Source organism: Zooshikella ganghwensis DSM 15267 (assembly GCF_000428585.1).
Taxonomy (GTDB): domain Bacteria; phylum Pseudomonadota; class Gammaproteobacteria; order Pseudomonadales; family Zooshikellaceae; genus Zooshikella; species Zooshikella ganghwensis.
This window is the reverse complement of the sequence record NZ_AUAF01000212.1, coordinates 1-5,856: the sequence shown is the minus strand read 5'-3', so window position 1 is coordinate 5,856 and position 5,856 is coordinate 1. Positions and strand designations below refer to the sequence as shown.

Here is a 5,856-nt window from a genome sequence, read left to right as displayed (position 1 = left end):
ATGGTGGATCAACTCCCTGAGAAATGGAGGGGACAGTTAAACCGGCTCCGACGGCGGGTGGAGACAACGATTGGTCAGCTAGTAGAAAGGTTTAATATTCAGCGAACCAAAGGCAGAACACTATGGAGCTTGACTAATCGAATTACCCGCAAGCTATTATCACACAGTTTGTGTGTATTATTTAATAGGAACCAAGGCAATGCTCCTCTTCAGTTAGCTAAATTAATAGGCTAAAAAGTCGAGCATCGCGTTATATTATTATATTGAATTAGTTTCTATAAAGTGAAGGCTGCTTTATCAATATGAGAATGGTTTACTGTTGAAAAAAGATGTAAAAAGAGTCATATACTGACTTGGTAGATGCTGGACTAATAATTGTAAGTGAATTACTGTTAATACATTAGTTCTAAGCTTACATGATAATAAGAAATAATAGCGTTAAGTCTGTTAGTACAAAAGTGCATAAATATAAAAAAACACAGTGCAGATCCTCAGGGCCATTTTATGTGGTGAATATACCCAGTTAGGGGAAACGCTTTGAGTAGTCTTTAACAAGGTTATGAAGTAGGTAGAACTGCACATTGCCTTAAACTCAAGCGATTTAAAGTTATAATAACAAGGAGCGTTCAAATGAGAAGGAACTCATATACTACCAGTTTTGTAGGTTTTATAGCTGGTGTGAGTTTACCTATGTTCAGTTATGGACATAGCGCTATGTTTCCCGACGGGTTTAAGTTTGATGACAGTAATGAAGGCAAAAAGCCTAAAATGTTGTTACAAGATATATCCACCAACTGTGAAAATGGAAATGCGAGTGGTTATCCTTGTAAAAATGTGGATTTGCAGTCATTTTTAGCAAAAGAAAAAATGGGCGGTGGATCTGCAAATCTTAATGATATTTGGGGTTATACAGACCCTGTCACAGGTGCTGAGATTGCCATTGTAGGCAGAACCAATGGTACATCATTTGTTGATATCACTAATCCGCTTAAGCCTGTTTTCCTGGGTTTTCTTCCTTCTCATAATAATGGCTCCGCTTCGTGGCGAGATATAAAAACCTATAATGATCATGCATTTATTGTGGCTGATGGCAGTGGTAATCGTACACATGGGTTACAGGTATTTGATTTAACAACATTACGTGACTTACCCTCGCCAGGACAAACATTACAGGAAACAGCGCATTTAGGTGGATTTGGTAATGCGCATAATATTGCCATTAATGAAGATACGGGGTATGCCTATATTGTCGGCAGTAACCAGTGTAGTGGTGGTCTATACATGGTGAATGTGTCTGATCCTCAACGACCGACCTATGCAGGATGTTTTTCTTCAGATGGTTATACTCATGATACACAGTGTGTTGTATATAAAGGTTCTGATGTTCGGTATTATCAGCAAGAAATATGTGTGGGTTACAATGAAGACACAATAACGATTGTTGATGTGACCAATAAATTAAATCCTAAACAAATATCCAGAACGCCTTATGAAGGTTCTCAATATACTCACCAGGGCTGGTTTCTTAATGACGAGCATAACATCCTGATCATGAATGATGAGCTGGATGAACAACGTAATGGTATTAATACAACGTCATATATTTATGATGTTAGACAGTTGGATAATCCAAAAGAAATAGGGCGTTATGTGGGTCCTACTTCGGCTATTGACCATAACCTTTATACTAAAGATGGCTTTGTTTTTGAAACGAATTACCGTGCTGGATTACGTATTTTAAGCACCGATGATATTGAAAATGGCAAGCTGGAAGAAGTCGCCTACTTTGATACTATTCCTGGTTCAAATAGTGCGCAATTTTCAGGTACATGGAGTAATTACGTTTATTTTGATAGTGGTAATATCGTGTTAAGTGATATTGGTAATGGACTATTTGTCGTTAATCCTGATTGGGATGCGATTAAAAAGCCTAATCCGGACCCAACCTATTGTAATGCCAAAAGTACCAATGCAAATTATGAGTGGATTGCTGGAGTGAAATTCGGTCAGTACTCACACACCTCAGGTGCAAAACAGTACTCTGATTTTACTGACAAAGTGATTGATTTAGCTGCGGGGCAAAGTAGTGTTGAGCTAAAACCTGGCTTTTCAGGAATAAAATTTAATGAGTACTGGAAAGTGTGGATTGATCTAAATAAAGATGGTGATTTTGATGACACTGGAGAAATGGTGTTTAGCTCTAATGAAGCAACATCTTCAACCGTAAGTGGTGTTATGACAATTCCTTCAACAGTTAAAGCGGGGAAAACACGGCTTCGGGTGTCTATGCGTTATAATGGTGAGCCGTCAGCCTGTAGTGAGTTTAAGTATGGAGAGGTGGAAGATTATACTGTTAATATTACACTTAACTAACGCATTGCGAGGCCTTATGAAGGGGAAACAGACAAGAAAAGGCCTCATTAATTACTTCAATGGTTGTTGGTTTATAACGGTAAACTTACTGTTAAGTAACGTGCTTTATAGTGCGGAGGTTTCAATTGAGAAACCTCCGCAAATAATAAGCACTGTCGATATTGCGTCTCAACTGATTTATGATGGGAGAAATTTAGAACTCTCATCAATCAAACTGATCAGCCGTTCAAATCAGTTGCGCAAAGATGTAAATAAATTAAGAGTTTCAGCAAGATCTGCTAAAGATGAATATACTAAACAGCAGTTGAGTGATGCTGCAAATCTACTCGCTAGTCAGATTTCACAGTGGCAACAGCAAGGCGCAGATAACCGGCAGCAAAGCAGCCGCTATTTAGGTTATGGTCATAAGTTGCTAACGCAAGCTATGTTTCAGCGTTGGCAGTCACGTATTAAGCTGCAACGAGAAATATCGTTAATACCTTCTAAGCACCAGCTTTTAGCGCATAATACTCAAATTCGTAGTGTTCATCCTTCTATGCCGAAAGTAATGCAAACGGTCAAAGAGCCAGTTGCTAATATGTCGCTTTCAGTTCCTGCAATGAATAACCAAACAATTCCATCTCCCCTGGATACATCGAGTTTTCAGCTATCTAGAGATTTACACTATTTTGCACATGTTGAGCCTGTAGCAAACGAATTAACAGTATTATCTATTGGGAACGAGCCGGCGGTACCCTTAAATACAATACATCAGTGGTATTTATTTATTTCTGACCTTAAGGGGCAACCTGTTGCGGATAAGAAGATTCAAGTAAGAGGCCATATGCCAGGTCATGTTCATGGTTTACCAACACAGCCTAGAATTACAGCTGAGGTTGAACCTGGCGTTTATCTTGTAGAAGGTGTGAAGTTTCAAATGATTGGTTGGTGGGTTATGGAGTTTGATATACCACATAATAAAGAGCTGGATACAGTAAAATTTAATATTGTATTATAGAGGCTGATAATAAAAAGTGCCTTATCAATTACTACTATAATCATGAGCAGACCTATAAAAATAAAAAGCTTGTACTGTTTATTGGTTTTATGGATGTTGAGTGGACATGTCCATAGTGATATTAACCTGTACCAGTTTAGTGCAGCAGATATTCAGTTTTTATCGCAGTTTAATTTATCTAATCTACCTCCATTACCTGATGCACAAGATAATCAGTATGCGGATTCATTAGCGGCAGCCACTATTGGGCAGCAGCTCTTTTTCGATAAACGGTTTAGTGCAAATCAGCAGGTATCATGTGCAAGCTGCCATAATCCTCAACAATACTTTACGGATGGATTAGTCGTATCAAAAGGTATGGGGGAAACACGACGCAATGCACCTTCAATCATTGGAAGTGCATACAGTCCCTGGCAGTTTTGGGATGGGCGTAAGGATAGCTTATGGTCACAAGCATTGGGCCCAATGGAGTCCGATGTTGAGCATGGATTAAGTCGGCTGGAGGTGGTGCAAGTATTCATACAACACTATTTACCGTTATATAGAGAACTAATTACTAAAACGAAAGGCGCAGCTAACACCTTACCCAGGAAATATTTTCAGCAATTAAAATTATTGTTGAAGCTTAAAATACCTGCAAGCCCAAATGGAGTAACTCAAGCTCAAATAAACTGGCAGACTATCAATCATGCAGAGCAAAATTTAATTAATCGTGTTTTTGCAGATGTCGGTAAACTACTAATGGCTTACCAGCGACAAATACAGCCATTGTCTAGTCGCTTTGATTTGTTTGTTAGACAGCTTGAAAATAACTCAAGTGATATTGAGCAGCTGAAACAAATTTTAACAGAGAATGAAGTTGCGGGTTTAAGATTATTTATGGGAAAAGGCAACTGTGCCAGCTGTCATAATGGGCCGCTTTTTACCAATTTTGAGTTCCATAATATTGGTGCTCCAGAATCGGATATAAAACAAGTTGATATGGGGCGCTATGAAGGGGTTGCAGCACTGTTAAAAGATGAATTTACGTGTTTATCCTCATGGAGTGATGCGGACAAAAACTATTGCCAGGAGATGCTTTATTTAAAAAAACAAGGACCTGAACTCGTTGGCGCTTTTAAAACCCCTTCCTTACGAAATGTTGCTGAAACTGCACCTTATATGCAAAGTGGGCAGTTTGCCTCGCTGGATGAAGTCTTAGAGCACTATAATAAACCTACCCCGCCTTACTATGATCGAGAGCAGCATCCTTCCAGACCACATTTTGATATATTGCCGCTCGGCTTAACGCCAGAAGAGTTACAACAGATTAAGTCTTTTTTGCTGACCCTGACAGGGGATTTGAAGCTTGCAAATCAATGGTGGCAAGCACCTAAGCATATGCTTGAACAAACAGATAATGTACAGCAAGCTATGTATTAGGGCGGGATAAAATTATTGAGCGTCATCTCTGTCACCAAATCATGTAGCTAAACCCTTCACGAATGATTTCTAGGTTTTGTTACCATCGCTCTTGACCACCAAGGATGGTGTGAATACAGATTATGCATAATGACATGGATGTCATATAGTAGAGCAATGCAGGAGCTATTGCCGAGGAGCATTTAACTGCCACTCCAGTCATTTAGTTTATCTAAACTCCTGGGGCTTCATCGCTCGGTGGCCTCGCCGAAATAACCCTTCGCTGTGAGTATATACCACTTTATTTTGACACCTAAAAATGATTCATTATGGGAGTACTTTAGTTTTTAGCATAAACTGACTCATTGTGTAATTCTGTGCTTTGTTGGCTTCGATAACAAATTAAAGCATTTGTTAATGGTCTATAGTACAAAGATAAGAGTCTGAGGATAGGTTAACAATGATAGATAAAGCCAAGCAATTTGCCCTCGAAAGACATGGCAATCAAACTTATGGTGATAAGCCATACGCTTATCATTTGGATAGGGTTGTTGAGTTATTAGTTCCATATGGGGAAGTTGCACAAACTATTGGCTATTTGCATGATGTTGTTGAGGATACAAGTGTAACGCTTGATGAGCTTGCCAGAGAGTTTAATCAATTTATTTCGGATGCTGTAGCTATTTTGTCTGATCAGCCTGGGATAAATAGAAAAGAAAAAAAACAGAAGACATACGCTTTAATGGAAAATGTGACTGGTGATTTGCAGGTAGCGTTAATTAAATAAGGTAAACCCCCGGCTATGCCGAGTGACTCTCAAAGGTTTGACCATTCCCACGGTCTTTATACCCTTCGTGCTTCAAGCAAAAAGTAACGAAGGTAAATCAACTAATGAGAGACTATAAAAGTTTGGCACATACCAAGTGGGATTGTAAATATCATGTAGTGTTTATCCCAAAGTATAGGAAAAAAGTGATATATGGAGCCTTGCGTGCTCATCTTAGAGAAGTATTCCATGAGTTAGCAAAGCACAGAGAAAGTGAAATAATAGAGGGATACTTGAAGGCTGATCATATTCATATGTG

At 38.9% G+C, this 5,856-nt stretch carries 5 protein-coding genes and 1 pseudogene; all 6 read left to right on the top strand.

Annotated elements, in window-relative coordinates:
• Window positions 1-234, top strand: a pseudogene (locus F607_RS34950) (IS982 family transposase); the annotation flags it as partial.
• Between the two features lie 396 nt (window positions 235-630).
• Window positions 631-2,373, top strand: a complete 1,743-nt coding sequence (locus tag F607_RS31550; RefSeq protein WP_084611402.1) for a choice-of-anchor B family protein — start codon at window positions 631-633, stop codon at window positions 2,371-2,373.
• Between the two features lie 16 nt (window positions 2,374-2,389).
• Window positions 2,390-3,370: a FixH family protein gene (locus tag F607_RS35320; protein WP_051311795.1), complete on the top strand. Its 981-nt coding sequence runs from the start codon at window positions 2,390-2,392 to the stop codon at window positions 3,368-3,370.
• A 93-nt stretch (window positions 3,371-3,463) separates the two neighbouring features.
• Window positions 3,464-4,792 carry a cytochrome-c peroxidase gene (locus F607_RS31540; protein WP_169719844.1) on the top strand — a complete coding sequence of 443 codons (1,329 nt, stop codon included), beginning with the start codon at window positions 3,464-3,466 and terminating at the stop codon, window positions 4,790-4,792.
• A gap of 439 nt (window positions 4,793-5,231) precedes the next feature.
• Window positions 5,232-5,558 (top strand): HD domain-containing protein, encoded by a 327-nt coding sequence (locus F607_RS31535; RefSeq protein ID WP_051311793.1) that lies wholly within the window; start codon window positions 5,232-5,234, stop codon window positions 5,556-5,558.
• A gap of 104 nt (window positions 5,559-5,662) precedes the next feature.
• Window positions 5,663-5,856 (top strand): IS200/IS605 family transposase (tnpA, locus tag F607_RS35710; RefSeq protein ID WP_027710105.1); only part of this gene is annotated, 194 nt, incomplete at its 3' end.